General features: G+C 35.0%; 30 protein-coding genes. 22 read left to right on the forward strand and 8 right to left on the reverse strand.

What is annotated here, in order from left to right; all coding sequences use genetic code 11:
- Positions 1–35 precede the first annotated feature (35 nt).
- The 4 genes from R2Q16_RS11455 (at position 36) to R2Q16_RS11470 (ending at position 3,704) form a co-directional block, all read left to right on the forward strand.
- A complete protein-coding gene (locus R2Q16_RS11455) occupies positions 36–2,246 on the forward strand; it encodes an ATP-binding protein (RefSeq protein ID WP_316737164.1) in 2,211 nt (736 codons plus the stop codon).
- 4 nt (positions 2,247–2,250) lie between these two features.
- Positions 2,251–2,670 (forward strand): response regulator, encoded by a 420-nt coding sequence (locus R2Q16_RS11460; protein WP_316737165.1) that lies wholly within the window; start codon positions 2,251–2,253, stop codon positions 2,668–2,670.
- A gap of 84 nt (positions 2,671–2,754) precedes the next feature.
- A complete protein-coding gene (locus R2Q16_RS11465) occupies positions 2,755–3,339 on the forward strand; it encodes a biliverdin-producing heme oxygenase (protein WP_316737166.1) in 585 nt (194 codons plus the stop codon).
- A 185-nt stretch (positions 3,340–3,524) separates the two neighbouring features.
- On the forward strand, positions 3,525–3,704 hold the full coding sequence (locus R2Q16_RS11470; RefSeq protein ID WP_010602585.1) for a hypothetical protein: 180 nt from the start codon (positions 3,525–3,527) through the stop codon (positions 3,702–3,704).
- Positions 3,705–4,154: 450 nt separating this feature from the next.
- Here R2Q16_RS11470 and R2Q16_RS11475 read toward each other — a convergent pair whose 3' ends face one another.
- Positions 4,155–4,406 carry a hypothetical protein gene (locus tag R2Q16_RS11475; protein ID WP_316737168.1) on the reverse strand — a complete coding sequence of 84 codons (252 nt, stop codon included), beginning with the start codon at positions 4,404–4,406 and terminating at the stop codon, positions 4,155–4,157.
- A gap of 27 nt (positions 4,407–4,433) precedes the next feature.
- Complete coding sequence (locus R2Q16_RS11480; protein ID WP_316737169.1) at positions 4,434–5,123, reverse strand: DUF3291 domain-containing protein; 690 nt, start codon at positions 5,121–5,123, stop codon at positions 4,434–4,436.
- A gap of 115 nt (positions 5,124–5,238) precedes the next feature.
- On the opposite strand from R2Q16_RS11480, the gene R2Q16_RS11485 reads away from it, so the two are divergent.
- From R2Q16_RS11485 to R2Q16_RS11520, 8 genes are all read left to right on the forward strand, one after another.
- Positions 5,239–5,715, forward strand: a complete 477-nt coding sequence (locus tag R2Q16_RS11485; protein WP_316737171.1) for a GAF domain-containing protein — start codon at positions 5,239–5,241, stop codon at positions 5,713–5,715.
- A gap of 14 nt (positions 5,716–5,729) precedes the next feature.
- A complete protein-coding gene (locus tag R2Q16_RS11490) occupies positions 5,730–6,335 on the forward strand; it encodes a DNA-3-methyladenine glycosylase (RefSeq protein ID WP_316737172.1) in 606 nt (201 codons plus the stop codon).
- Between the two features lie 51 nt (positions 6,336–6,386).
- Positions 6,387–6,875, forward strand: coding sequence for a pyridoxamine 5'-phosphate oxidase family protein (locus R2Q16_RS11495; protein WP_316737174.1), 489 nt, complete (start codon positions 6,387–6,389; stop codon positions 6,873–6,875).
- Positions 6,876–6,938: 63 nt separating this feature from the next.
- Positions 6,939–8,231 carry a kynureninase gene (gene kynU, locus R2Q16_RS11500; RefSeq protein ID WP_316737175.1) on the forward strand — a complete coding sequence of 431 codons (1,293 nt, stop codon included), beginning with the start codon at positions 6,939–6,941 and terminating at the stop codon, positions 8,229–8,231.
- 11 nt (positions 8,232–8,242) lie between these two features.
- Entirely contained in the window at positions 8,243–9,103 is an 861-nt protein-coding gene (locus R2Q16_RS11505; RefSeq protein WP_316737176.1) for a bestrophin family protein, read from the forward strand.
- Entirely contained in the window at positions 9,103–10,005 is a 903-nt protein-coding gene (locus tag R2Q16_RS11510; protein WP_316737177.1) for a histone deacetylase, read from the forward strand. Before R2Q16_RS11505 ends, R2Q16_RS11510 begins: the two co-directional genes overlap by 1 nt.
- Before the next feature lie 21 nt (positions 10,006–10,026).
- Positions 10,027–10,710: a pseudouridine synthase gene (locus R2Q16_RS11515; RefSeq protein ID WP_316737178.1), complete on the forward strand. Its 684-nt coding sequence runs from the start codon at positions 10,027–10,029 to the stop codon at positions 10,708–10,710.
- A 38-nt stretch (positions 10,711–10,748) separates the two neighbouring features.
- Positions 10,749–11,489, forward strand: coding sequence for a hypothetical protein (locus tag R2Q16_RS11520; RefSeq protein WP_316737179.1), 741 nt, complete (start codon positions 10,749–10,751; stop codon positions 11,487–11,489).
- A gap of 11 nt (positions 11,490–11,500) precedes the next feature.
- Here R2Q16_RS11520 and R2Q16_RS11525 read toward each other — a convergent pair whose 3' ends face one another.
- From R2Q16_RS11525 to R2Q16_RS11540, 4 genes are all read right to left on the reverse strand, one after another.
- A complete protein-coding gene (locus tag R2Q16_RS11525) occupies positions 11,501–12,856 on the reverse strand; it encodes an MATE family efflux transporter (RefSeq protein WP_316737181.1) in 1,356 nt (451 codons plus the stop codon).
- 68 nt (positions 12,857–12,924) lie between these two features.
- On the reverse strand, positions 12,925–13,551 hold the full coding sequence (locus R2Q16_RS11530) for a helix-turn-helix domain-containing protein (RefSeq protein WP_316737183.1): 627 nt from the start codon (positions 13,549–13,551) through the stop codon (positions 12,925–12,927).
- 11 nt (positions 13,552–13,562) lie between these two features.
- The gene (locus tag R2Q16_RS11535; RefSeq protein ID WP_316737184.1) at positions 13,563–14,048 is read right to left on the reverse strand and encodes a PaaI family thioesterase; all 486 of its coding nucleotides are present in this window, start codon (positions 14,046–14,048) and stop codon (positions 13,563–13,565) included.
- Positions 14,049–14,300: 252 nt separating this feature from the next.
- Positions 14,301–14,573: a hypothetical protein gene (locus tag R2Q16_RS11540; protein ID WP_316737185.1), complete on the reverse strand. Its 273-nt coding sequence runs from the start codon at positions 14,571–14,573 to the stop codon at positions 14,301–14,303.
- 58 nt (positions 14,574–14,631) lie between these two features.
- Between R2Q16_RS11540 and R2Q16_RS11545 the strand changes: the two genes are divergently transcribed.
- Positions 14,632–15,861, forward strand: a complete 1,230-nt coding sequence (locus R2Q16_RS11545; RefSeq protein WP_316737187.1) for an MFS transporter — start codon at positions 14,632–14,634, stop codon at positions 15,859–15,861.
- 97 nt (positions 15,862–15,958) lie between these two features.
- The gene (gene hemF / locus R2Q16_RS11550) at positions 15,959–16,852 is read left to right on the forward strand and encodes an oxygen-dependent coproporphyrinogen oxidase (RefSeq protein ID WP_316737189.1); all 894 of its coding nucleotides are present in this window, start codon (positions 15,959–15,961) and stop codon (positions 16,850–16,852) included.
- On the opposite strand, the gene R2Q16_RS11555 is transcribed toward hemF, so the two are convergent.
- Positions 16,849–17,547, reverse strand: coding sequence for an endonuclease V (locus R2Q16_RS11555; protein ID WP_316737191.1), 699 nt, complete (start codon positions 17,545–17,547; stop codon positions 16,849–16,851). The genes hemF and R2Q16_RS11555 overlap by 4 nt on opposite strands.
- Positions 17,548–17,654: 107 nt before the next feature.
- Between R2Q16_RS11555 and R2Q16_RS11560 the strand changes: the two genes are divergently transcribed.
- From R2Q16_RS11560 to R2Q16_RS11595, 8 genes are all read left to right on the forward strand, one after another.
- Positions 17,655–18,050, forward strand: a complete 396-nt coding sequence (locus tag R2Q16_RS11560) for a MerC domain-containing protein (protein ID WP_316737193.1) — start codon at positions 17,655–17,657, stop codon at positions 18,048–18,050.
- Between the two features lie 224 nt (positions 18,051–18,274).
- Positions 18,275–18,901 carry an ABC transporter ATP-binding protein gene (locus R2Q16_RS11565; protein WP_316737194.1) on the forward strand — a complete coding sequence of 209 codons (627 nt, stop codon included), beginning with the start codon at positions 18,275–18,277 and terminating at the stop codon, positions 18,899–18,901.
- Complete coding sequence (locus R2Q16_RS11570) at positions 18,901–20,109, forward strand: ABC transporter permease (RefSeq protein WP_316737197.1); 1,209 nt, start codon at positions 18,901–18,903, stop codon at positions 20,107–20,109. Before R2Q16_RS11565 ends, R2Q16_RS11570 begins: the two co-directional genes overlap by 1 nt.
- Positions 20,110–20,562 (forward strand): hypothetical protein, encoded by a 453-nt coding sequence (locus tag R2Q16_RS11575; protein ID WP_316737198.1) that lies wholly within the window; start codon positions 20,110–20,112, stop codon positions 20,560–20,562.
- The gene (locus R2Q16_RS11580; protein WP_316737199.1) at positions 20,559–21,011 is read left to right on the forward strand and encodes a hypothetical protein; all 453 of its coding nucleotides are present in this window, start codon (positions 20,559–20,561) and stop codon (positions 21,009–21,011) included. Before R2Q16_RS11575 ends, R2Q16_RS11580 begins: the two co-directional genes overlap by 4 nt.
- On the forward strand, positions 21,008–21,460 hold the full coding sequence (locus R2Q16_RS11585) for a hypothetical protein (protein WP_316737200.1): 453 nt from the start codon (positions 21,008–21,010) through the stop codon (positions 21,458–21,460). The genes R2Q16_RS11580 and R2Q16_RS11585 overlap by 4 nt, the downstream gene beginning before the upstream one ends.
- An 18-nt stretch (positions 21,461–21,478) precedes the next feature.
- Positions 21,479–21,913, forward strand: a complete 435-nt coding sequence (locus R2Q16_RS11590) for a Fur family transcriptional regulator (RefSeq protein WP_316737202.1) — start codon at positions 21,479–21,481, stop codon at positions 21,911–21,913.
- A 15-nt stretch (positions 21,914–21,928) separates the two neighbouring features.
- Positions 21,929–22,375 carry a hypothetical protein gene (locus R2Q16_RS11595; protein ID WP_316737205.1) on the forward strand — a complete coding sequence of 149 codons (447 nt, stop codon included), beginning with the start codon at positions 21,929–21,931 and terminating at the stop codon, positions 22,373–22,375.
- 145 nt (positions 22,376–22,520) lie between these two features.
- On the opposite strand, the gene R2Q16_RS11600 is transcribed toward R2Q16_RS11595, so the two are convergent.
- Positions 22,521–23,666, reverse strand: a complete 1,146-nt coding sequence (locus R2Q16_RS11600; protein WP_316737206.1) for a tetratricopeptide repeat protein — start codon at positions 23,664–23,666, stop codon at positions 22,521–22,523.
- Positions 23,667–23,751: the final 85 nt, after the last annotated feature.

Here is a 23,751-nt window from a genome sequence, read left to right on the forward strand (position 1 = left end):
GATAAATCTGATACATTTGCAGAACAAATCCTTATATGAATAATTTCTCTGTTAATTTAACCAACTGCGATAAAGAACCGATTCACATTCCTGGAAAAGTACAGGCGCATGGCTTTCTGGTTGCAGTAAATAAGGTTAATCTTAAAATATCTTACGTAAGTGAAAACGCGGAAACATTCTTAAATGAAACTGCCAAAAACTTGCTAGATAAGCCTTTAAGTGTTTTAAATAATTTTATTACCCAAAATGACCCTGAATTTGATGTAGAAGATTTGCTGAAACTTGGTATCATCAGAAAAAGTTTTGATGCTATAAGTCCGCACCCTACAGATATTGGTGGAAAACCATTTTACCTTATCATTTCAACTTCAGAAAATAATTGGCTACTTGAATTTGAGCCGGTTACCTTACAGTATGATATTCAAAGCGTAATCGGTCGCTCGGCTTCAAATATGTTACAGGGCAAAACCGTATCTGCCTTATTGCAGGGTGCCGCTGCTGAAGTTAAAAAACTTATCAATTATGATAGGGTAATGATTTATAAATTTCAGGATGATGGACATGGGGAAGTGGTTGCTGAAGAAATGGAGCCAAATCTTGAACCATTTTTTGGTTTGCATTATCCGGCTTCGGATATTCCAAAACAAGCCAGAGAATTATATAAGCTAAACTTAACCCGGTTAATTGCTGATGTTTATACAGAAGATTCTCAGATTTTAACTTTTAATGAAGAACAGCCTTTAGATTTAACGAATGGTGGTTTAAGAGCAGTTTCGCCGATACACATTCAATATCTGAAAAATATGGGGGTGCATTCGAGTTTTAGTATTTCGCTTATTTCCAAAGGAGAACTTTGGGGTTTAATTGCCTGCCATAATTATAGTGCTAAGTTTATCGATTATAAGGCCAGAGAAGGTTCAAAACTCATCGGACAGATTCTTTCCTCTGCGTTAGAATATCGCCAAGGCGAAGAAGATTCTGAGATTATCGAGCAATTTAAAAATACTGCAACCGTACTTACTGAACATTTATCAAGAGATAAATATTTGGTCGATGCGGTTACGGGACATAAAAGAACGATACTTGATGTAACCAAAGCGACAGGTGCAGCTATAATTTTTGAAGGTAAATTAAAGACACTTGGTAGCGTTCCTGCTGATGATGAGATTTTGACTTTATCGGAATGGTTGCAAAAAATCAATGAAGAGTCGGTTTATTACACACATCGCTTATCGGAAATCTTTCATCCGGCAAAAAAATATAAGGATGTGGCATCAGGTGTTTTAGTTTGCACGCTGAGTAAGGATTTGAACGAGATGATAATTTGGTTTAAGCCCGAGCAAATTACAACCGTGCATTGGGCGGGAAATCCGGAAAAACCTGTTGAGCAATTGCCTGATGGAATGCTTAGTCTTTCGCCAAGAAAATCTTTCGAAAAGTGGTCGCAGGTTGTAAATAATACCTCCGAAAAATGGACAGACGAAGAAATTGCTTCTGTGCTTCGCATTCGTGAGGTTATTATAACTGATGTAAATAAAAAAGCGAACGAAATCAGGCTACTTAATGAAAAACTTCAGGCAGCTTACGAAGAATTAGATACCTTCAGTTATACGGTTTCTCACGATTTAAGAACACCGTTGACTTCTGTGAAAACCTATGCCGAATTATTGATGAAAAATAAAAGCATCGATGATCAAGGTAGAAAGATGTTGGATAGAATTTTAAACGGTGCTGATAAAATGAATTTCTTGATAAAAGAAATTTTAAATTTGGCAAGGGTTGGTCGAACCGATATTGATTTTGTAACTGTTGATATGCATGCAATGGTAAATGAGATTACCAATGAAGTATGGAATGCATTTAAAGCAGACAATGCTGAACTAATTTTAGGGCAACTGATAGATTTAAAAGGCGATAAAACGATGATTGCACAAGTATTTACAAATTTAATTACAAATGCAGTTAAATATTCATCTACTATACAAAATCCAAAAATTGAAGTATCTTCGTATATTGATGGAGCAGAAATTGTTTATACTATTAAAGATAATGGTATAGGAATTGATAACCGTTATTACGACAGGGTTTTTGAGCTTTTTAAGCGCATGGACAATGTTAAGGAAATAGATGGGACAGGAGTGGGGTTAGCTATAGTAAAGAGAGTGGTTGAGAAACACAATGGCAGAGTTTGGTTTGATAGTAAACTAAATGAGGGATCTATTTTTTACGTAGCTTTTAAAAACTAGAAAAATGAAAACGCCAGATATATTTTACGTAGAAGATGATATAGACTATGCATTTTTTATGCAGAGTGCTGTACAAGAGGTAAAAGACACCTTAAATTTGACTATAGTAGAGGATGGTACAGAAGCTTTACAGAAACTTCAAAACTTTGCCGATACTAAAACGAAACCAAAATTAATATTATTGGATTTAAACCTTCCAGGGTTGTCGGGTTTGGATTTGCTTAAGTTCATACGTGACATTCCTTACTTAAAATCGGTTCCGGTTATTCTGTTTTCCACTTCAGATAATCCGGAAGATGTGAAAGCATCGATTGAGTTTGGTGCTAATGCTTATTTAACTAAGCCAAATGGCTACGATAATTTGGTGCAATGCGTACACTCGGTTCACGATTTCTGGTTTAACCAACACCTTCGCTTAAATTAATTTTATACCATAATATTTAAAGATTCGGTTTTTTAAGCCGAATCTTTTCTTTTTTATAACAGTTTAATCCCTAAAATAATTACTATGATTGCCAATTTATTGAGAACTCAAACAGGAGAAAACCATAATCAGCTAGAATCTTTAATGTTTGTTAATGATATTATGAATAACACACTTAGTATCAATAATTATAAAAAACTATTAACCATCAATTATATCATTCATCAAAAGCTAGAAAATAAGTTAGCTAACATGCTGGACAACGAAATTGCAGAAAAGCTTGATATGAAGAACAGATTGAAACTTGAGTCATTGGAGCAAGATTTAGCCTATTGGGGAATTGACCCCTTAAGTTTACCTGCTTTAGATTTTGAGTTATTTGTACCAGAAAAGGATAATGCAGCGGTATTAGGGGCTTTATACGTTTTGGAAGGTGCTACATTGGGCGGAAACGTTATTAAGAAACATATTTTAGCTAATGCTAACTTTGCGGGCAAAGAAGAAGGTTTAAATTATTACGGTGTTTATGGTGATGAATTGAGCGCTAAATGGAAAACTTTTGTTGCTATAATTAATGAAACTGTACAAGAGCAAGATTATGAAAAGACCGTAAATAGTGCTAACGAAACCTTTGGAAATCTCATCAAATTATCTAAACAGATTAACTAAAATATTGATAATTCTCAAGTGTTAATAATCAAAATATACCCTCATTATATTGTCAGGGCATGTTGGGGCTTTTCAGAATGTGCAAAACTTCTTTCAAAATTATATTTGCATTCTCTTGTTAATTCGAGGTAAATATGTATTATTGACGAAATAAATATTTTAAACCTTAAAAACATCAATTAGCGATGGAAAAATTCTCAAAAGTTAAAGCTGCAGTTGCTGCAATCGAAGCAGACGTAGAAAAATTTTATAATGCTGGCAACGCAGCTGCTGGTACTCGTGTGCGTAAAGCAATGCAAGATCTTAAAGTTTTAGCACAAGAAATCCGTGCAGAAGTAACTGACAAGAAAAACTCTGGAAAATAATATTTCACGAGTAAAAGATAAAAAGGTCTCGATGATGAATCGGGGCCTTTTTGCGTTTAATAGGGTTGAGGTATATGGTTTTACCACCTAAGACACTTTAGCAAGTTTGAGTGTGAGATTATAGCTATAGTTAATAAATTAATCTTTCCTATTGAAGACATTTAGGGTAACAGAAGCTTAGATGTCTAAGGGTGATTGAATCACAATTAATTTACTCAAAAATTTTGGTTGAAACACTTAGATTGTTGAAACTTCTCATTTATTTGGCAGTTTTGACTAACAAAATAATGTTTTGTTGTTTGTTTTAATTTGCTTCATTTCAACGTGTTATGTTATTTGTTATGAATTTAAATTTTAGTTAAGCTGTTTGGGAAAGCTGAAATAGGCTGATAAATTCAAAATTAAATTTTGTTTCGATTGTTTATATTCTGTATTTCAATAACTTAAGTGTTAGTATTGATGTCTTTTATAAGCTAATCCAAAATCTGTACGCATAAGCTTGAAGCGTTCTATTACGGTCGAAATAAACGCTTCGTCCAAAATTTCAAATACATCATTTACGCCACCCCCGCTCAAATCTAGTTCAGCGAGTTTGTAGTTTTGTTCAAAAGTTCCCTGTTCAAATTTTACAATATATTTTTGATTCATAGAGAAGATGGATATTTTACATTCCGGATGTGGAAGTTCTGCGATAACTCTCATTTTATTGTTTTCTATTAAATTAATGATTTACTTTTCTAATAATTGGCCGTTTAAGCTTCCTGAGCATTTAATTATCTCAAAGCGAGCAAATAGTTCTTCTGAATACCATTTTCGCTCTCTGGTGAGCTTAATAACGTCAGAGTGGTCAACTGATTTATAAGCATAGTTTTTCATATTTTCCAAATTTTCCCAAATGGAAAATGTGGCCTGGTCTAAAAAAGGATTTTCGCCGATACCGGCAGATAGAATAAAGCCATCCGCTTTGCGCATTTCTGCAGCTGCTCTTGCTATGTTGCTTTTAAATTCTTTTAGCTTACTGAACCGAATAGCAGCACGAGTAATAACTGCAACTTTTGTATTTACTACTGGCTTATCATTACTCACTTTAAATGGCTGTTTACCTGACCATAAACCATGTGAAGCTAAAGGTTTAAGTAATATTGTAAATTCTTCTTTGCCGAACTTTCTAAACCATTTTATCGGGAATGATGAAGTGTAAAAATCGTTGCAATCAGCTTCATTATCCCATGTAGTCAGTATCGCCCAATGTTTAAAATCTGGTGGTAAATCGACCTGAGCATCTTTTCCGCTTCCCATAAGTTTCCAGAATTGGCATTTTTTATTAAGCCACAGCGGAAGTCTCAAAACTGCCATTCCTAAAAAGGCAAATGGTATTGTATGGTTTTTAAACTTCGTTATGGTTAATGCTACAATCATCGGGATTGGTTAATTCTGTCAAAACTAATGAAATTAATAAATCATGTTTTCAATTTTTTGTCATTATGAAAATGAAATCATAAAAAGATATATTTCGTGATTAACTTTGTTTATTATGGCAGAAGACTTAACGATAGATAGAAACGCGACTAAAACAGAACAATACAAGTCGATTATCCCGCAAATTGAGGCTTTGCTTCATGGTGAGGATGATTTTGTGGCCAATATGGCAAATGTATCAGCTGCGCTTAAGGAACAATTTAATTGGTTTTGGATAGGTTTTTATTTGGTGAAAAATGAAGAACTGGTATTGGGTCCGTTTCAAGGACCGGTGGCTTGTACGCGTATAAAGAAAGGTAAAGGTGTTTGTGGTTCATCCTGGGCACAATCAGAAATACTAATTATTCCTAATGTTGACGAATTTCCAGGTCACATAGCTTGTGCTTCAGCATCGAAATCAGAAATCGTATTGCCGCTTATTAAAGATGGAGCTGTAATTGGTGTGCTTGATGTAGATAGTGAATACTTAAATCATTTTGATGAAGTGGATAGTATTTATTTACAAGAAGTTATATCAATTTTATTAAAGTAAAAAATTAGTCAATTTTGAAGCTGAAATCAGAATATTTTCTTAATTATGATGTCGTCTTTTTGGCGAAAGACTTGTTGGGGAAAGTTCTTTTTACTAAGATTGATAATCAGGTAACTGCTGGAACAATTGTAGAAACGGAAGCCTATTTTGGGGTTCAAGATAAAGCTTCACACGCTTACGGCAGCCGACGCACAAAGCGTACGGAAACCATGTATAGTACTGGAGGTGTTGCTTATGTTTATCTTTGTTATGGAATGCATCATCTTTTTAATGTCGTAAGTTCAGTTGAAAACGAGCCGCATGCCATTTTAATCAGGGCAATTGAGCCATTGATTGGAATTGATATCATTGAAGAACGCCGAAATATGCCGCGAACTAAGGCTGCAATTTCTTCAGGGCCAGGCTCTGCCGCAAAGGCCTTGGGGATTGATAAATCATTCAATACAAAAGATTTAACTGGTGATGAAATCTGGATTGAGGACCGTCAAATAAACTTTACAGCTGAGCAAATTACGGTAAGTCAGAGAGTTGGCATTGCTTATGCACAGGAGCATGCCTTATTGCCATTGCGTTTCTATGTTAAGGGAAATAAATATGTGAGTAAGCCAAATAAAGAATAGCTTCAAACTTTTTGAGTTATAGTCTGTTTTTCTCGTATAAAATATTTAGATATGAAAAATGAGAAAAATATATCAATACTAAAGGAAATGGCGGAAAGTGTGCGTACCTGCATGTTCACAACCTTTTCTGATAAGGATGAATTTGGCAGTCGACCAATGGGGACAGCAAAAATTGAGGATGACGGAAGTATTTGGTTTTACACTAATGAATATTCGCTAAAATCGAAAGAGATTTCTAAAGAGAATAATGTATTGCTTGCTTACAGTGAGCCATCTAAAAACACTTATCTAACCGTAAAAGGTAAGGCGGAATTGGTTGATGATAAAGTTAGAAAGGAAGCTTATTTCAATCCTTTTGTTAAGGCTTGGTTTCCTGATGGAATTGAAGACCCGAGATTAATTTTAATCAAGGTAACTCCAGAAGAAGCAGAATACTGGGATTCTTCATCATCAAAAATAGTGGTTTTGTTTAGTATGTTGAAAGCCGTTGTTACTGGCGATACGCCTGATTTAGGAAAGCATGACACTTTAAAATTTTAGCAAACTTAAACGTATTAAAGCAGGATTGGAAACAATGCCTGCTTTTTTTGTATTATTGAGGTAATGAATTTCGAGAATAATTTAGCATTCGCAAAGCGATTGGATGATGCGGATGTATTGAAAGATTTTAGGTCTGAATTTTTATTTCCAAAACATAAAGACGGTGATTTTATCTATCTGTGTGGTAATTCTTTAGGATTGCAACCTAAAGTATCAAAGCAGGTTTTAAACAAGCAATTGGAGAATTGGTCTAATTATGCTGTTGAGGGTTGGTTTGAGGGGGAAGAGCCATGGATGTTTTATCATAAGGAACTAAAAAAACTGATGGCTCCACTCGTTGGTGCATCTCCGCAAGAGGTATGCCCAATGAATACCCTGACTGTAAATCTCCATTTATTGATGGTGAGCTTTTATCAGCCAGAAGGAAAGCGATTTAAAATTATTATGGAAGGTGGTGCTTTTCCATCGGATCAATATGCAATTGAAAGCCAAGTTAGGTTTAGGGGTTACGAGCCAAATGAAGCGATTATAGAGGTTTTTCCGCGTGAAGGTGAAGATACCCTTCGAAATGAAGATATTGTAGCTAAAATCAGAGAAAATGGCTCGGAAATCGCGTTGGTGCTGTTTGGTGGTATAAACTATTATACCGGGCAATGGTATGATATGGAATTAATTACAAAAGCCGGGCATGATGTCGGAGCGTTTGTGGGCTGGGATTTAGCCCATGCAGCAGGTAATGTACCTTTGCAGCTGCACAATTGGGATGTAGATTTTGCCTGTTGGTGTTCTTATAAATACCAAAATTCGGGTCCGGGTGGTATTAGTGGTATTTTTGTTCATGAAAAGCATTTTGGTAATAATGAATTAAATCGCTTTGCGGGATGGTGGGGTTATCAGGAAAGTAAGCGTTTTAAAATGGAAAAAGGGTTTATTCCAGAAGTTGGGGCAGATGGTTGGCAAGTGAGTTGTACGCAAGTTATGCCGATGGCTCTATATCATGCTTCGCTCCAAATTTTTAATAAGGCTGGAAATATTGAGCCGTTAAGAAGTAAAAGTATAAATTTAACTGGTTATTTAGAGTTTGTTGTAAATCAAGTAAATAAAGAATTGAATATCGAGCAATATAAAATTATTACACCAAAAAACGCCCGTGATAGAGGTGCTCAGTTGTCCATCATTGCAGCTAATAATGGCAAAGCAATTTTTGATGGTTTGGTAGCGCATGGCATACTTGGAGATTGGCGAGAACCAAATGTGATTCGTTTGAGCCCTATTCCTCTGTATAATTCTTTTGAAGATATTTATTCAACTGGGCAAGCACTTTTAAGTGTAAGTCAATATTTATTGAAATCTTAAATCGAGCAGCGATGATTAATTACAATCCAAAAGATTGGTTTACCTTCATATTTAACGTACACAAGGCTGATACCATTAGAAAGTTATGGCCGCTGATGATTAGTGTCGCCATATTTTCTGCATTTGTGGCATTCCTCGAGCTAAACATATTCAAGCTTTCTAAAAGCGATTATGTTAGCAATATCGGAATGATGCATAGTTTGCTTGGTTTTGTTATTTCGATGCTTTTGGTGTTTAGAACCAATACTTCTTACGATAGATGGTGGGACGGACGTAAGCTTTTAGGCGCTTTGACTAATGTGAGCCGCAATTTCGCCATGAAAATAAAAGCTTTGAATTTAGGAGAAGAAGATGTTCGCTTTTTTGAATATGGAATCCCAAAATATGCCTTTGCTTTGAAAGAACATTTACGGGAGAAGCAATATTTTGGTAAGAATAGTTTCTTAATTGAAGTTGAAGCAGGCAAACATATTCCGAATCAGATTGCTAGTAGTATGATTTCGAGATTGTATTCCTTAGCTTCAAAACAACAAATTACACAAGAGCAATTAATTGTTCTAACCAACGATGTGAATCAATTTACGGATATTTGTGGCGGTTGCGAAAGAATCAAAAATACGCCAATTCCTTTCTCGTATAGCGCTTTTATTAAAAAATTCATTTTTATTTATGTGCTTACCATTCCGATTGGATGGGTATTTAGTTTGGGTTATTATCTTGTATTAATCGTGCCGTTTATTCTTTATGTTTTAGCCAGTTTGGAGTTGATTGCCGAAGAAATTGAAAATCCCTTTGGCGAAGATGCTAATGATTTACCTGTCGACCAGATTTGCAATAATATTGAGAAACACGTTGAGGAAATTTTAGGCTAATGATAAAAATAGCCTGGCATACCTTATATGCACATCCATTGCCTGAGGGACATCGTTTTCCGATGCTTAAATATGAATTGATTCCAGAACAATTATTGCATGAGGGTACGATTTTGCCTGAAAATCTATTTAATCCGTTACCAGTTAGCGAAGATTATGTTTTGCTTACGCATGAAAAATCTTACTGGGCGCAGCTTAAAAACTTAACCCTGCCACCAAAAGAACAAAGAAGAATTGGTTTTCCTTTAAATGAGCAATTGGTAGAGCGAGAATTGCGGATTGCCCAAGGTACAATTGATGGTACAAGATTCGCTTTTGAAAATGGAATTGCCTTTAATGTGGCTGGTGGAACGCATCATGCAGGAAGTAATTGGGGTGAAGGATTTTGTTTATTAAATGATCAAGCAATTTCGGCTAACTATTTATTAAATAATAATTTAGCTAATCGTATATTAATAATTGATTTAGATGTGCATCAGGGAAATGGAACAGCTGAAATCTTTCAGAAAGAGCCAAGAGTTTTTACATTTTCTATGCATGGCGATAAAAATTTCCCATTTAGAAAAGAGGTTTCAAATTTAGATGTTGCGTTGGATGATGGGGTTGGCGACGATGAATATCTTTCCTTATTGGTCGCAAATCTTGAAAAGATTTTTGAGCAATCGAAGCCTGATTTTGTATTTTATTTATCAGGCGTTGATGTACTTTCTACTGATAAGCTAGGCAAATTATCTCTTACAAAAGCTGGCTGTAAGGAGCGTGATAGTTTGGTTCTGCAAGCCTGTAAAGGAAAGGGCTTACCATTGCAAATTAGCATGGGTGGCGGTTATTCAGTAGATATTAAAGATATTGTTGATGCGCATTGCAATACTTATCGCTTAGCGTTTGATTTGTTTACTTAACAATATCCTTATCTTCGCGGAATGCTGGAAATTATTTATCAGGATGAAAATTTAATTGCGATTAACAAGCCGCATGGCTTATTGGTGCATCAATCTTCAATTGCAAGAGACGCTACAGAATTTGCACTACAAATGCTTCGTGACCAGGTTGGTAAACATGTTAGCCCGGTTCACAGACTGGATAGAAAGACAAGCGGTATATTACTTTTTGCTTTTGATAAAGAATCTGAAATTGCTATGCACCAGCAATTTATGAATACAGAAACCCAAAAAAAATACTTAGCAATTTTACGTGGTTTTGCGCCTGATGAAATGGATATTGATTATCCTTTGGCAAAGGAAAACGGAACGATGCAAGATGCTTTTACCTCTTTCAGAACATTGCAAAAAGCAGAAGTGAACGTTCCTTTTGGTAAGCATTCCACTTCTAGATACTCGCTTATAGAAGCTACACCAAAAACCGGAAGAATGCATCAGTTAAGGCGGCATTTTAGTCATATTCTGCATCCGATAATAGGTGATAGAACACATGGTTGCAACAAACAAAATAAATTCTTTTTAGAGCAATGGAATATGACTACAATGCTTTTACATGCATCCGAGCTTAGCTTTGTACATCCGATTACTAAAATGCAAATTCATTTAAAGGCCGATTTGCATGATGAATTTAAAAGAGTGATGGATTTTATGAAAATGAAACTTTAGCACAATTTTTGTCAGGAAATTCTGTTTATAAAACATCTATGATTAAATACTTCCGTTTTACGATTCCGGTTTTAGCGCTATTTGCAGCAAGTTGTTCTTCAGTTTACATGCCAAACGTTCCAAATACGCCAATGCTTAGTCAGCAAGGCGAATTTAGCGGAGGGGGGCACATCTCTCTTAAGGGAAACGCAAGTTTAAATGGTGCTTACGCCGTTTCGAACCATGTTGGCGTTTTGTTCAGTGCTTCAACTATGAGTAACGAGCGGAAAAGTAAAGATTTTGGTCATAAGCTAGTTGAAATTGGTGGCGGCTATTTTGATACATTCGGACCAGACAACAATCGAATTATAGAAGTTTATGCTGGTGTTGGAAAGGGTTGGAGCGATATTACTTTTAGAGATTACCAGAATGATATTTTAATTAGTAATGAAGTTCAGGAAGTTGATTATCGCAAATCCTTTTTGCAAGTCAATTATAGTTCAAAGAAAAAAAACAATTTAAGGTTATTCGGAACGGATTTCCCGATTAATTATGGAACTGCATTAAGAATCAGCCACATTACGATGGATCGATTTTTTATTAATGGAGTTATTCAACCTAAAGAGGATAATATCTTCTTCGAGCCCATTTTCTTTACGCGTATGGCCTTAAATAAAACCATTCAGTTGCAATATACTACGAGCAGCAATATCGGCTTGAAGAACAGAAAATATATGTCTGCCGGTAATTCAATTTTTACTATTGGTTTAATTGTAAACGTTGGTGGCAAAAAAGATTAGTGGTTATCCAGTTAAATATTTAATGATTTGGTTTTATTCTGAAACCTTAAAAATAGTAGGATAGAGGCTGTAAGTAAGCCAAATGTTAGGCCGTACCAAATTCCATTTACGCCTAAATTAAACTTAAATCCTAAAACGTAACCAACCGGAATCCCAACAACCCAATACGCTAAAAAAGTAATAAATGTTGGGATGTTTACATCGCCAATACCGCGTAAAACACCTAGGCCAACAACTTGCGTCCCATCAAATAATTGGAAAAAACCAGCTATAATTAATAATTGGGCAGCTATTTTCACCACACTAGCATCATCAGTATAAATAAAAGGCATTAAGCTGTTCGCCAAAATAAATATTACAGCGGTGAAACTCATAAATAGCAGGATTACATGATAACTCGCAATAGCTGATTTTCTTAAGTCAGCAAAATTATTTTTACCAAAATTATTACCCGTTTTAATTGTTGCTGCCGATGCAATTCCACTTGCAATCATATAAGTCATTGCAGCTAAGCTTATGGCAATTTGATGTGCGGCTTGCTCGATAGCTCCAATTGTACCTATTAACACCGCAGCACCGCTAAATGCACTAATTTCGAACGAATACTGCATGGCAACCGGCGCACCAATTTTGATAATTTTAATTGCCCTAACTTTATCAATAAATGTTGCTTTAAAATTTATCAGATATTTTTTAAAATGCTTGGAGCGAAGTACATAAACAGCCATAACGGTAGCCATTAAAAGTCTATCGATTAGAGTACTTAAGCCAACACCACTTACACCCATCGATTTAATGCCGAACATTCCTTTAACGAAAATAATTCCGAGGATGATGTTTATCAAGTTCCCCCAAATCGATACAAACATTGCCTGTTTCGTAAAACCCAATCCTTCAGCAAATTGCTTAAAGGTTTGAAAAATTAGTAATGGAATAATCGATACTGAAAGCAAACCTAAATATGGCTTAGCATATTGAACAACTGCAGGCGTTTGACCTAAATTATCTATAAACAGTAAAACCCCAAAGTGAACCAGGCAGTAAAGGAAAATCCCTATCAGTATATTAATGATTAAACTATTGGATAATAGCTTGCCACATTCCTCATAATTCAGGCGACCATTTTCTTGCGCAATCAATGGTGTTAAACCGTAAGAAATTCCTAAGCCGATTACCATAATTAAAATGAAAATGCTGTTTACTAAAGATACAGCCGCAAGTTGTGTTGTGTCAGTAAAATGGCCAACAATTACACTATCTGCCATGTGTACCAAGGTGTGGCCAACTTGAGAGCCCACAATTGGCAATGCCAAATGAAGATTTTCTTTATAATAGGGTTTATACTTTGCGTAAATTTTTGAAAACATATTTTGCAAAGGTCGGCTTTTTGAAACTCAAAAAAGATGATGGGGCGGAAGTTAATTTTGCACAGCCTCTAAACTGCGGTAAAAAACTCTTCTTTTTCGGTTGTGTTCGATTTTATCACATTGGCAAGAATGAGGTTCACGATAATTTTTTGTGCCTTGCGATAAGAGCAATGTAATAATTTACTGTATTCCTTTAGTGTGATTTTACCATTTTCATTCAAAAATTCAAGCAGTTTTTTTTCGTTATCAGAATAGGAGATGAGTACACCTTTATCTTTATGGTCGTTTTTTAAAACTTCGATAATAATTTTGCTGGCCAGTACACTTTTATCATCAATACGTATGTATGCCCACCATTTTTTATCATCATCTAAGGCGTAGTGTGGTTTAGTATCACTTTGTGGGATATTTGCAACTAAAACCAATTTATCATCTACATATATTTCTTCGAAGTTTGGTTCAATTGCAGGTTTACAAAATTGATGTGCGGCGGTTAAAATCATGTATTTTTCTTCTTCTTCCGATTTTACGCCTTTTATTGTACCATCATCAGCAACGCCGATTAATAACTTACCACCTTTATTATTAGCAAAAGCAACCAAACTTTTAGCAATTTTTCCGGTATTGGTAATTGTTTTTTTGAAATCAAGCGTAACGCCTTCGCCCTGCAAAATCAAACTTTTAATACTCGGCATAATAGGATAGATTAATACGCAACTCTCGGCTCCTCGCCTTGATGCAGGTTTCTGATGTAAACTTCATTCATCACAGTGGCGCAAAGTTCGCCCTGCTTATTGGTAATTTCCATTGGGTAAGCCTTTACAAACTTGCCAATCGTTTTCAAAGCTTGTTCAGCTTCAGCAATCATCTCTTCGGTAACATTAATCGTAAAGTATAAATTAGAACGACCAGGTTTTAAATATTGTATTGATGCGCTTTTTAGCCAAACCCGTACTTTCATTCCCCTGCGTTGCATAAGTTGGTCGAAGAGTAAAGCATAAAAAGGGTCGGTAGCGGCATAAATTGTTCCGCCAAAAATAGAACCATTATAGTTTTTGTTTAAGAAACTCTTGCTCAGCTTTACTGTACAGCTTCTAAAATCGTTTTCAAATTTCTGAACCCAAATGCGCTGAAAAAATAATGGTGGATAAAGGCGCATTACCCATTTAAGGGTATTTTGAGAAATAATCATATTTACTAATATCAGAAAGTTTTATCGGGTTTTAAAGTTTTTTGGATGATGTATAGGTAATATTTTGGTAAACAGAATCAAGTTATGTTGATATTTAGATAGTTGCAAATGGTATTAAATAATTAAGCGCTTTAAGTTAATATTCAAATATTGAGTAAAAAATAAAACCAAATGATTAAAAGGTTGTTAGGTTTATAATTAACAATAAAAACAGTGAAACCATCATAAAAATGATTGCTTCATTTTAAAAAATTAAAACTCAACCCTAATGAAAAAATTAATCTTAAGCCTTGCTTTCGCAACTACAGTAATGGTAGCCACATCAGCATGCAACTCGTCAAAGAACATGGCCGGTTCGTCGGATAGTACAATGACAGATTCGACCGCAACTACTGCACCGATGGATACGACTAAAACATCAACAACTCCGCCGGATACAGCTAAGACGACAACACCGCCAGATACCACGAAGACAATGCCTCCAATGTAGAGGAGAAAAGCCCCGAATATTCGGGGCTTTTTCATTTATGCTCTTTTTTTTATTTGAGCTTATTTGTACTTTCAGCGAATAAACCAAATAATAATGGAGCCTAAACCATCCGATAACCGTAATGTTATCTTCCTTGTAATTGTAGCCGCACTAGGTTACTTCGTAGATATTTACGATCTCGTCCTCTTTTCTGTAGTTAGATTAAAAAGCTTTGCTGATATCGGCGTTTCGCCAGAACATATGCGAACCGATGGCGAATACGTTATCAATATGCAAATGTTTGGTCTTTTATTAGGCGGTTTGCTTTGGGGAATTATAGGTGATAAGTTTGGTCGGATAAAAGTGTTATTTGGTTCAATATTGATGTATTCGCTCGCAAATATTGCGAATGGCTTTGTAACGGATGTACATAGTTACGCCATCATTCGCTTTATTGCCGGTATCGGTTTGGCGGGCGAACTTGGTGCCGGAATTACTTTGGTAACCGAAACCATGGATAAAGAAAAACGGGGTTATGGAACAATGGTTGTTGCAGGGATTGGATTACTTGGGGCAGCGGCGGCAGCAACTGTAGGTAAACATTTCACCTGGCAAACTTCGTATTTTGTGGGTGGTGGAATGGGTTTATTGCTGCTGTTGTTAAGAGTTGGAACGTTCGAATCTGGCATGTTCAAACAAGCTGAAGAAGCTAAAGAAGTTTCAAAAGGAAATTTCTTCATGTTATTCTCCGATAGAAAAAGATTTTTAAAATATTTGGCCTGTATTTGCTTAGGCTTGCCCTTATGGTTTATCGTTGGTATTTTAGTTACGCAATCGCCAGAAATTGGAAAAGCTTTGGGTGCAACTGAGGTTTTAAATGCCGGCACAGGTATTATGTATACTTATTTTGGTATTGCCATCGGCGATGTAGTTTGTGGTTTTTTAGCACAAGTTTTAAAATCGAGAAAAAAAACGGTACTGATTTTCCAAAGTTTATCGGTAATAACTGTAATTATTTATTTAACCAGCACACAATTAACCGAAAGTAGTTTTGTTTGGATATGCTTATTTATGGGCTTTGCAGTTGGTTATTGGGCTACATTTGTAACCATTGCCGCTGAACAATTTGGTACAAATATCCGTTCTACAGTAACTACAACAGCGCCAAATTTTGTTCGCGGCGCTTTAATTCCAATTACTTTAACATTTGAGTTTTTTGTACATCAATTTAATATCGTTACCGCTGGGTTTATTGTTATGGGGATTGTAACCTTAATTGCAATGATTTCTGTAGCATCGCTCAAAGAAAGTTTTAATAAGGATTTAAATTATCTCGAAGAATAAAATCTGCTTACAACTGTCAATAAAATGTACTATCTAAACATAAATCGGCTTTGCTAATGTAATAGCCTTAAATTTGTTTTGAATTAGATGATAAGCCATGTTTAAAGAAGAAGTAGCCGAGCGATATAAGTTAATACAAGATGAAATTTGCCGTGGATTAGAAATAGCAGATGGTAAAGGCAAATTTCAGGAAGAACTTTGGGAACGAAGTGGAGGAGGCGGCGGTCGTACACGCATCATGCAAAACGGTGCAATCATCGAAAAAGGTGGTGTTAATTTTTCGGCTGTTTATGGTAAACTTCCGGAAGCCGTAAAAAAAGCATTTAACGTTACTGAAGATGATTTCTTTGCTACGGGCGTATCTATTGTAATTCATCCCAATCATCCTTTGGTTCCAATCATCCACATGAACATCCGTTATTTTGAATTAAACGAAGAAACGAGGTGGTTTGGTGGCGGCATCGATTTAACGCCTCATTATGTGTTTGAAAATGATGCAAGGTTCTTTCATCATAAGCTTAAACAGGCCTGTGATGATTTCAATACAGACTTTTATCCAAAATTCAAAAATCATGCTGATGATTATTTTTTCATTAAGCACCGCGAAGAAACGAGAGGTATCGGCGGCATATTTTACGATAGATTAAAACCTGAAAATACATCTTTAAGCTGGAATGAAATTCTAGACTTTTCTGTAAACGTTGGCGAAACATTCTTGCCAATCTATACCGAATTAATTGATAGAAATCGTGAAAAGGAATTTACAGAAATCCAAAAGGAATGGCAATATCAACGCAGAAGCAGATATGTTGAGTTTAATTTGGTTTATGATTCGGGTACAAAGTTCGGTCTGGAAACGAATGGACGAATTGAATCTATTTTGATGAGTTTACCACCGCAGGCGAATTGGGGTTATAATGTTCAACCAGAAATCGATTCTGATGAATATAAAACACTTCAATTTCTAAAAAAAGGCATCAACTGGATTTAAAATAGGGTGAGTGGTTTTTGAACAGTGTGAAAACCACTTTCTAATTTTCCTAATCTGAATTGATTAACGATTTCATGTGCCATACGAGTTGGTTCAGGTATTCTGTACTTACCGATGCATTGTTTCATAATGTGAATGCTTTGCTGCTGGGTTATTAAATGTCCCGCAGAAATAAATACAGGTGCACAATTTATTTTTGTTCTTAGTGCGAAGCCCAGTAGTTCATGGTAGTTTTTTATTTCTGCTGTGCTATATTTTTGGTTTTCGGGAATGTGATTTTTACCATAAAGCAAACTTTTAGCACATCCAATTGTGGGTTGGTTGGCTAAAATACCAAAATGTGAAGCAACACCCATTCGGCGTGGATGAAGAATTCCATTTCCATCTAAAACTACCACATCAGGTTTATCTGCAATTAGTTCCCAAACTTTTAATAAGGCCGGCACTTCTTTAAAACCTAAAAAACCAGCTTTGTAGGGAAAATTGGTTTCATAAGTGGCAAGTGCATAGCGCTCTAATATTAGCTCGGGAAATGATAAAATTACGATTGTGGCAAACATAGTTGAGCTATCTTTATTGAAAGAGATATCTGCGCCAGCAATACTTGAGATTTGATTTAACTGCTCAAACTTTAACTGCTTTGCCAATTCTATCTGAAGCAGAGTGGCTTCCTCAAATGAAAAACTATCATACATATTTAGATAACAAATTTAAGTTCCAAAATTCTTAGAGAATTGATGTTTTTATGTGCTATTTTAAAATAAATTATAAATGCAACATTATTGCTTTTATATTTGCAATTATGAAACTTTTAAAATCTGCAATAAATTTAGATAGGTTAGGTATCACAGCATCTGTTCTTTGTGCCATACATTGTGCCCTAATTCCAATTATAATTACATTTCTACCATTGTGGGGGATGAGCTTCCTGGCAAACGAATGGGTAGAAATTGGAATGATTTTAATGTCTCTTTGCTTAGGAATTTGGTCATTAGGTTCATCATATAAAAAAGAACACCATAAAATATATCCAATTTATGTACTCATTTCTGGTTTTTTATTGATTGCGTTCGGTCATTTTTCCGGCTACGAATTTTTAGAACCAATTTTAATTCCAATTGGTGGATTTGTGATTGCATCGGCACATTTCATCAATTTAAAATATGTAAAATCTTGCCGCACAAAGCACATTCATTAAGCGTAACCTTATTAATACAGCCGGGTTGCAATTTCTATTAAATTCTATATTTGCGAAAGCGTATGAACAAAAACAAAATGCTATTTATTCTTTCCTTGGGTTTTATTGCAGTGCTAAATCCATCGTGTAAGCATAGCACAAATGATGCAACTGAGCTTTATAGAAAGTACGCTACCAAAAATTTAATTATTAAGCAGCCAAAGGCAATTTCAAATAAAAAATAAATGATTAATCTGAGTTCTATTTCACATCGTTATCCGAAAGGACAAACCATAAAATTTCCAGATTGGAACATTGAAGATAAGGAACAATGGTTGCTTTTAGGTGCTTCCGGTAGTGGGAAAAGTACATTGCTGAATATAATTTCGGGGTTATTAAAGCCCACTGAAGGTGCTGTAAATTTTAACGATGTGAATCTTTATGATTTACCAACCAAACAAATGGATAAATTCAGGGGGCAAAAAATCGGAATCGTTTTTCAAAGGCCGCATTTAATCCGTTCGCTTACGGTTTTAGAAAATTTAGAAATTGCTGCCTCTATGGCAGATTGTAAATTTGACAAGCCGAGAATATTATCAATTTTAAAGGATTTAGGTTTATTAGATAAAATTAACAGCTATCCTGATGAATTAAGTCAGGGGCAATTGCAAAGGGTTTCAGTTGCAAGGGCTTTGGTTAACAAACCAACGCTGTTAATTGCAGATGAACCAACATCAAGTTTGGATGACGATAACACCATTCAGGTTTTGGAAATGTTAATCAGCCAGGCAAAAAATAATGAAGCAGCGTTAATTATCGCCACGCATGATCAACGTGTTCGTACCCACATTTCTAAAGCTTACTTACTATAATGAATATCCTTAAAATAAGTTGTAAAAACATCTTTAGGAACAAATTAACCGCCTTTTTAAATGTATTATTGGTTGCATTTGGTGTTGGCATTCTTTCGATTTTATTCCTGGCTTCCACTCAAATTGGCAATAAACTGGAGCAAAATGCAAAAGATATCGATTTGGTAGTTGGTGCAAAAGGCAGTCCACTACAACTAATTCTGAGCAGCATTTACCATATCGATTTTCCAACGGGAAACATTCCGGCAAAAGATGCTCAAGAATTAATGCAAAACCCTTTAGTTAAACGGGCCGTACCTTTGGCTTTGGGCGATAATTACGCAGGTTATAGAATTGTGGGTACAGATACAACATTTATCAGTTTATATGGCCTGCAGCTTGATAAGGGGAACTTCTGGAATAAAGATTTAGAGGCTACGATTGGAAGCTCAGTAGCAAAAGAAGCGAACCTTAAAGTTGGCGATACTTTTTATGGCGCACATGGTTTAAGTGATAATGGTGATACGCATAAGAATAATGCTTACATCGTAAAAGGCATTCTGAAAGCTCAGAATAATGTAACTGATAATTTAATATTGACAAATATTGGGAGTGTTTACAAAATGCATGCAGAAGAAGATGAACATGAGGAACATCATAAGGATGCTGAAAGTGAAATCAACAATAAAGAAATTACATCTATTTTAATTCAGTATCGTTCACCAATGTCGGTTGTAATTTTTCCGAGGATGGTTAACCAAAGCACAAATATGCAAGCGGCTTCACCAGCAATGGAAAGTGCGAGGCTTTTTTCACTAATTGGAGTTGGAATTGATACCTTAAAATGGTTTGCTATGCTTATTATGGCAATATCAGCTTTGAGTGTATTTATCAGTCTCTTCAATTCGATGAAAGAAAAGAAATACGATTTAGCGATTATGCGCTGTTTGGGTGCATCAAAACTTAAACTTTTCTTTCTGGTGATGTTGGAAGGCTTACTGATTACAATAGTTGGTGCAATTATTGGTCTTTTAATTGGCCATTTAGTATTGGAAATTATCGGCAATTATCAAGAATCGTCACAAGCCAAATTAACTGGATTTTATTTTGTTTCAGAAGAATTTTATTTGCTTTTAGCTGGTCTGGTAATTGGAATTGTAGCATCCATTATTCCGGCTTTGCAAACATACAGAGTGGATATTGCTAAAACACTCTCAAAAGATAGATAAATGAAGAGGGTAGTGGTGTTAGTTTTTTTAATTAGTTCACTTTTAACATATAATGATGCTAAATCTCAAGTTAAAGTACACAAAGATTTACGCACAAGCACCTGGAATATTATTGGTTTAAGATACGATAAGGAATTGAGTCCTGGAAATTGGGGAAGTGTTTATCCACCCCAGTTAAAAGCCTTAAATAATAAAACAATAGAATTGCCAGGATACATGATACCGATAAAAGTAGGCAGCAAATTTAAAGAATTTATGTTCTCTATTGTTCCTGTAGAATCTTGTCCGTATTGTGGAACTGGCGATATTCCGGCCATGTTGCAGGTTAGCGCAAATGTTGCGATTCCAATAACCGATAAACCCATAAAATTGCAAGGCAAATTTGTTATTAATGATTCTGGAAACGACCAAAGCGAGTTTTTTCTGTTAAATGCTGTATTAATTTCGAAATGAAAAACTTAATTTTAAAACTATCCATAATTGTTGTTCTTGTAGTTTTCAGCAATAAAACCTTAAAAGCGCAAGTTCAGGTTCATACAGATATGAGAACCAAATATTGGAATATAATTGGCTTGAGGTACGAAAAACAAGTTAAACCACTAGAATGGAAAGTGTTTTTTCCATCGGAGTTAAAAGCGATAAATAATAGAGTAATCGAATTACCAGGTTATATAATCCCTACAAAAGTTGGCAATAAGTTTAGCGAATTTATGCTTTCTGTAGTTCCGATAGAATCTTGTCCGTTTTGCGGCTCAGGTGATATTCCATCAATGGTTGAGGTTAAAATGACTAATCCAATTACCTACACCAGCAAACCTGTAAAACTTAGAGGTAAAATTATAATTAATGATTCTGGCGATAAACGTTCAGAATTTTTCTTACTCGAAGCAGTTCAGCTATGAGGTTGTACTTAATTTTTATATTTACGCTGATTGGTTTAAACTCTTTTGCACAATCAAATAAGCAACATAACCCTAATGACCAGCTTAGTTCTTTAAATTGGGATGTTATTGGTTCTGTTAAATTCGAATTGACCGAAAAAAATGAACTCTTTCCAATATTTTCTGAATCTATTAAGCGCTTTGAAAATAAAGAATTTGATTTAACAGGTTACCTCATTCCGATAAAAACGGGTGCGAATCAACAAAAATTTCTATTGGCAACCTTGCCAATAAATCAATGCTATTTTTGTGGTCAAAATGGTATTCCTGCGATGATTATGGTTGAAATGGATAAATCAATCTCATTTACAACAAAGCCAATTAAGATTTCAGGTATTTTAAAATTGGAAAGGAGGGATGCGAGTTACGCAGCGCCGATATCCCTCAAAAATGCCAAAATCATAATATAATTCCTTATTTTTGTGTTGATGAAGGACACACAACGATTTGAAAATTTACTTATAAAAAATGGCTTAAAACGCACCGGACCAAGGTTGCAGGTTTTGGATATTTTAAGTAGCAGAGATTCGGCGGTTTCTCAACCATATTTAGAACAAGTAATGGGAAAAGTTGTAGACCGTGTTACTTTGTACAGGGTTTTAAAAGCTTTTGAAGAAAAAGGAATTATTCACAAAGTGTTGGATAATCATGGTACGGCGAATTATGCAATATGTTCTGGAGGTTGTTCTGCTCACGAACACCATGATGAACACGTTCATTTTAACTGCAATAAGTGCCAAAAAGTTTATTGCCTAGATAGCGTAAAAATTCCTGCATTCAACGTTCCGAATGGCTTTAAAGTTGAAAATTTAAATCTAATAGCAACTGGAATTTGTGCAGCATGCGCAGAAAAAGTTAGCTAATTACAATATCATTCTATGAGAAAAATAATAATAATTGCATTAATTTTTATAGGTTTTAAAGCTGGTGCTCAAGAGCATGATTTCAGCGATCAGATTGATTCTCCGAACTGGGATATCATTGGCGATGTAACTTTCAAAACGGTAAAGCCAACTGAAATGTATGCCATTTATAATGCTGAAATAAAAAAACACGAAAATAAATCTTTTGAATTGGAAGGTTATATTGTCCCAATTAAAGATGGCATGAAGCAAACTAAATTTATGCTTTCAACTTTACCGATTAATCAATGCTTTTTCTGTGGTAAAAATGGCATTCCAATTATGGTAATGGTAGAAATGGCTGAGCCAATAAAATTTACGTACTTACCAATATCGGTCAAAGGAATTTTGAAATTGAATAAGGGCAATTCTGCCGATAATCCGCCATTAGTTCTTACTGCATCAAAAAAGACTGCAAATTAGATTTGGGTTGGTAGAATTTACAACTTAAAGTCTTGATTAGATTATTCTATAATGGATTTAATATTTAAGTCTTATAATTAATATTATGTTAAGTTGTGTTTTAGAATTACTCCCCTAACTTAATATTCGCTATTAAAAAACGATTCTACAGTTCTTGTAAACGGCGTTTTAAATCTTGCACTTTATCTTGTGCATTCTTTCTAGAATAAATTTCAATAAGTAGCTGAACAGCTTTCTTATCATTTGGGTTAATTTCGTTTGCCCTTAATAATGAAAATTGTGCACGATTAATTAGTGATCCATACTGGTTTTTTTTATCAGTATCAGTTCTTTTTAATGCTTCATTTGCAGTATTAACATAAGCTACGCCTAATTGGTAAAGTGCGTCAAAATAATTTTGGTCGGTTGATAAGGCTTTATTATACGCTAAAATTGCTGTCGAATTATTTCCACCAACTTGCTGCAAATAACCATAAAGAAAATACAATAATTTATTTCCTTTTTCAACCTTAAGATTATTTTCGATTAGCGACGAAGCTTTGGTGTAATTTTCGTTATCAAGTAATAAATTTATGTAATCATTAGTTAGTGAGTGGTTATAAGGATTTAATTTTAAACCATCCTCAAGCACTTTTATTGCAGATTCATTATCGTATTTAGCAACATAAAGTTGCGACATTTTTTGAAAAACAGCCGGATTTTTAATACTATCATCCTTTGCTCTTTTAAAGTATTTTAAAGATTCATCATATAACTGAACATTTTGTGCGCAAATAGCCGTATTTAAAGCTAGTGTAGAATCAGCTGGGAATTTATCACTAACCTCTTTTAAATCTTCCAGTGCTTCTTTAAAATCATTGTTAAAATAAGATAGGTTGCCCCTATCCTGCTTTTTAATTAAAATATTGTGTTCTGATGCTTTGATTAATCCAGCCGGGTCCTCATATTTCTCTAAACTTTTGGCTTTTTTAACGGCATCAAGCGCCGAATCAAAATATTTATCTGAAGCAGCTGCATCCGTTTCAATAATTGCCGCATAAGATGTTAAGTATGATTTGATTGCAAAGGTTTCAGGCCAGTTCTTGGTTTTGTTATCTTTTTCAGCCGATTCGATAGATTTTAGCCCTTCAGTTATTATTCCCAATTGCTTTTTCGAATCTTCTTTGCCTGCGAAAGATGCCTGTAATTTACCAACAGCGTTCCTGGCAATAAGCATTTGACTTTTTTGAGCCTTGGCGTTGATAGAAAGCGTAATTAGCGTTGCGAATAAAAAACCTGAATATTTTAGCATAAGAAAGATTAATGTTAAAGCGTAAAAATAAACATAAAAAAAAGAGCCTCGAAATTTCGAAGCTCTTTTTTTACTTTGGTTAAAT

The organism is Pedobacter aquatilis (assembly GCF_032678425.1).
Taxonomy (GTDB): domain Bacteria; phylum Bacteroidota; class Bacteroidia; order Sphingobacteriales; family Sphingobacteriaceae; genus Pedobacter; species Pedobacter aquatilis_B.

What these genes read in the sequence shown, in the direction of transcription:
- R2Q16_RS11455 (WP_316737164.1), top strand. Translation starts at nt 36, where the DNA reads ATGAATAATTTCTCTGTTAATTTAACCAACTGCGATAAAGAACCGATT.
- R2Q16_RS11460 (WP_316737165.1), top strand. Translation starts at nt 2,251, where the DNA reads ATGAAAACGCCAGATATATTTTACGTAGAAGATGATATAGACTATGCA.
- R2Q16_RS11465 (WP_316737166.1), top strand. Translation starts at nt 2,755, where the DNA reads ATGATTGCCAATTTATTGAGAACTCAAACAGGAGAAAACCATAATCAG.
- R2Q16_RS11470 (WP_010602585.1), top strand. Translation starts at nt 3,525, where the DNA reads ATGGAAAAATTCTCAAAAGTTAAAGCTGCAGTTGCTGCAATCGAAGCA.
- R2Q16_RS11475 (WP_316737168.1), bottom strand. Translation starts at nt 4,406, where the DNA reads ATGAGAGTTATCGCAGAACTTCCACATCCGGAATGTAAAATATCCATC.
- R2Q16_RS11480 (WP_316737169.1), bottom strand. Translation starts at nt 5,123, where the DNA reads ATGATTGTAGCATTAACCATAACGAAGTTTAAAAACCATACAATACCA.
- R2Q16_RS11485 (WP_316737171.1), top strand. Translation starts at nt 5,239, where the DNA reads ATGGCAGAAGACTTAACGATAGATAGAAACGCGACTAAAACAGAACAA.
- R2Q16_RS11495 (WP_316737174.1), top strand. Translation starts at nt 6,387, where the DNA reads ATGAAAAATGAGAAAAATATATCAATACTAAAGGAAATGGCGGAAAGT.
- kynU (WP_316737175.1), top strand. Translation starts at nt 6,939, where the DNA reads ATGAATTTCGAGAATAATTTAGCATTCGCAAAGCGATTGGATGATGCG.
- R2Q16_RS11505 (WP_316737176.1), top strand. Translation starts at nt 8,243, where the DNA reads ATGATTAATTACAATCCAAAAGATTGGTTTACCTTCATATTTAACGTA.
- R2Q16_RS11510 (WP_316737177.1), top strand. Translation starts at nt 9,103, where the DNA reads ATGATAAAAATAGCCTGGCATACCTTATATGCACATCCATTGCCTGAG.
- R2Q16_RS11515 (WP_316737178.1), top strand. Translation starts at nt 10,027, where the DNA reads ATGCTGGAAATTATTTATCAGGATGAAAATTTAATTGCGATTAACAAG.
- R2Q16_RS11520 (WP_316737179.1), top strand. Translation starts at nt 10,749, where the DNA reads ATGATTAAATACTTCCGTTTTACGATTCCGGTTTTAGCGCTATTTGCA.
- R2Q16_RS11525 (WP_316737181.1), bottom strand. Translation starts at nt 12,856, where the DNA reads ATGTTTTCAAAAATTTACGCAAAGTATAAACCCTATTATAAAGAAAAT.
- R2Q16_RS11530 (WP_316737183.1), bottom strand. Translation starts at nt 13,551, where the DNA reads ATGCCGAGTATTAAAAGTTTGATTTTGCAGGGCGAAGGCGTTACGCTT.
- R2Q16_RS11535 (WP_316737184.1), bottom strand. Translation starts at nt 14,048, where the DNA reads ATGATTATTTCTCAAAATACCCTTAAATGGGTAATGCGCCTTTATCCA.
- R2Q16_RS11540 (WP_316737185.1), bottom strand. Translation starts at nt 14,573, where the DNA reads ATGAAAAAGCCCCGAATATTCGGGGCTTTTCTCCTCTACATTGGAGGC.
- R2Q16_RS11545 (WP_316737187.1), top strand. Translation starts at nt 14,632, where the DNA reads ATGGAGCCTAAACCATCCGATAACCGTAATGTTATCTTCCTTGTAATT.
- hemF (WP_316737189.1), top strand. Translation starts at nt 15,959, where the DNA reads ATGTTTAAAGAAGAAGTAGCCGAGCGATATAAGTTAATACAAGATGAA.
- R2Q16_RS11555 (WP_316737191.1), bottom strand. Translation starts at nt 17,547, where the DNA reads ATGTATGATAGTTTTTCATTTGAGGAAGCCACTCTGCTTCAGATAGAA.
- R2Q16_RS11560 (WP_316737193.1), top strand. Translation starts at nt 17,655, where the DNA reads ATGAAACTTTTAAAATCTGCAATAAATTTAGATAGGTTAGGTATCACA.
- R2Q16_RS11565 (WP_316737194.1), top strand. Translation starts at nt 18,275, where the DNA reads ATGATTAATCTGAGTTCTATTTCACATCGTTATCCGAAAGGACAAACC.
- R2Q16_RS11570 (WP_316737197.1), top strand. Translation starts at nt 18,901, where the DNA reads ATGAATATCCTTAAAATAAGTTGTAAAAACATCTTTAGGAACAAATTA.
- R2Q16_RS11575 (WP_316737198.1), top strand. Translation starts at nt 20,110, where the DNA reads ATGAAGAGGGTAGTGGTGTTAGTTTTTTTAATTAGTTCACTTTTAACA.
- R2Q16_RS11580 (WP_316737199.1), top strand. Translation starts at nt 20,559, where the DNA reads ATGAAAAACTTAATTTTAAAACTATCCATAATTGTTGTTCTTGTAGTT.
- R2Q16_RS11585 (WP_316737200.1), top strand. Translation starts at nt 21,008, where the DNA reads ATGAGGTTGTACTTAATTTTTATATTTACGCTGATTGGTTTAAACTCT.
- R2Q16_RS11590 (WP_316737202.1), top strand. Translation starts at nt 21,479, where the DNA reads ATGAAGGACACACAACGATTTGAAAATTTACTTATAAAAAATGGCTTA.
- R2Q16_RS11595 (WP_316737205.1), top strand. Translation starts at nt 21,929, where the DNA reads ATGAGAAAAATAATAATAATTGCATTAATTTTTATAGGTTTTAAAGCT.
- R2Q16_RS11600 (WP_316737206.1), bottom strand. Translation starts at nt 23,666, where the DNA reads ATGCTAAAATATTCAGGTTTTTTATTCGCAACGCTAATTACGCTTTCT.